Genomic DNA, 1,667 nt, shown 5'->3' with positions numbered 1-1,667 from the left:
TTTTTTTCTTCTGAACTAAAGACTCTTTCTGTAGGATAATATTGATTTGGCTGAATAAAGTGAAAATACAATATATTTCTCTCAACTAGAATTTGACTCATTGTTAGTGATGACTCATACCAATTTTCAGCAACTTTTTCAAAAGCAACTTTATCCTCTAATATTTCTGACATTTTCTTCAAAGATATTAGACTATTACTACCATCAATTTTGCTAGAATTTCTAGCAATTTGTTCATCATATTTAATAATCTCTGTTTGATATCTGTCTAATAATCTTTTAACCTGCAAACTTCTCCAACCATGACACAACGCTAATTTACAACTTTCCAATTTATTAATAGCAGTTGATAAATTATTTTTCAGTTCACTTATTTGAACGATCGCTGCCATTACAGAAAGATCGTCACTAGCTAACTGTGTTAAAGGTAGGATATGTTGTATACTTGGTAAAGATAAATCTATTCTTTCCTGATTATTTTGATGAGATAATGCTACTTCATTAAAGCCATCTATATTAATAACTAAATCAAACTCTTGCCCGATAGAAATAAAATAGTTAAGCATTAATAACTGTTGTGGTTGTTTATAACCCCCACTTGCAAAAGATAAAATGATAATTTCTTTGTCTTTTAATTGGGGAATTTGTTTTAAATATTGAATAAATCCTTGATTACCCCTAGCTTCATTATCAATCGAATTTACAGAAAAATCACTAGCAACTGAACCGCCAAATATACCTATAACAAACTGATTTTTATTACTTTTAATAAAAGGGTAATCATACTTAGATACGAAGCCGTAATTATTAACCTTAATTCCTAATTCTTCGTTGCTAAAACTTCCTGGTTTTAGTACATAGCCAAAAAAAGGATGTAGCCGCTCTAAGATTGATTCATTATTTATATCCGCACCTAATCTAGTTCCTGTTTTTTCTAACTCTTCCCGAACTTGAGAAATAGTATTTTTTCTAGTATAAAATAGTTCTTTTTTCTGAGAAAAATAAAATCCTAATGACACAGCCTCTAAACCAATAAATGCTAAAACCAAGTTAATAATAACTAAACTAAATCCTGTTTTTATTCCCTGCATCAATTTAAAATTTTTCATAGCATTGCTGAATTTTTGTTTACCCTAATTGCATTTTATTATAGTAAGCATTTCCTCCGGAATGCTGCGCAAACATAATTTTTTATTCTCCTTGAATACTAATTTCTTCTTCCAATATAATGAATTAATAACTCATAGCTGATAGCTGATGGCTAACTGCTGAATCCTTACTCTTTCTTTTCCATAGCAGCTTTAAATGAATTATACCAATTCCCAGAAATAATGCTATACTTCAATGAATTTCAGTGATTAAGTAATAATAATGCTTCAGTAATTTTTGCATGCAATTATCGGCATTAAACCAAAATATCTTATGTCTTTTAACCCTACTCCCTACTCTCAAGGAGATATAGCAAGAATGCATGAGAAATGGTATTAGCAATATATTTGTCTAATATTGTCTGGCCAATCATATTATAATGACAACAACTATCTCGATAAACAATTTCTTTTTCATCATCAAAAATATCCACCGCATTAAATACATTAACTTTTGCTTTTTGTAAGCTATTAACTTTAGAAATTAACGCTGGATAACCTTTTCTTACTCCTACTGCA

General features: G+C 29.4%; 1 protein-coding gene and 1 pseudogene. Both read right to left on the bottom strand.

The window, feature by feature from the left end:
- Positions 1-1,109, bottom strand: a 1,109-nt coding sequence (locus F6K18_RS36075) for a hypothetical protein (protein ID WP_287528171.1), incomplete at its 3' end; no start/stop codon positions are given.
- 326 nt (positions 1,110-1,435) lie between these two features.
- Positions 1,436-1,667: pseudogene (locus tag F6K18_RS36070) on the bottom strand (hypothetical protein); the annotation flags it as partial.

This window comes from Okeania sp. SIO2C2, assembly GCF_010692625.1.
Lineage (GTDB): Bacteria > Cyanobacteriota > Cyanobacteriia > Cyanobacteriales > Microcoleaceae > Okeania > Okeania hirsuta.
Note: the sequence above shows the minus strand (reverse complement) of the source record. Positions and strands in the feature narration are given on the sequence as shown.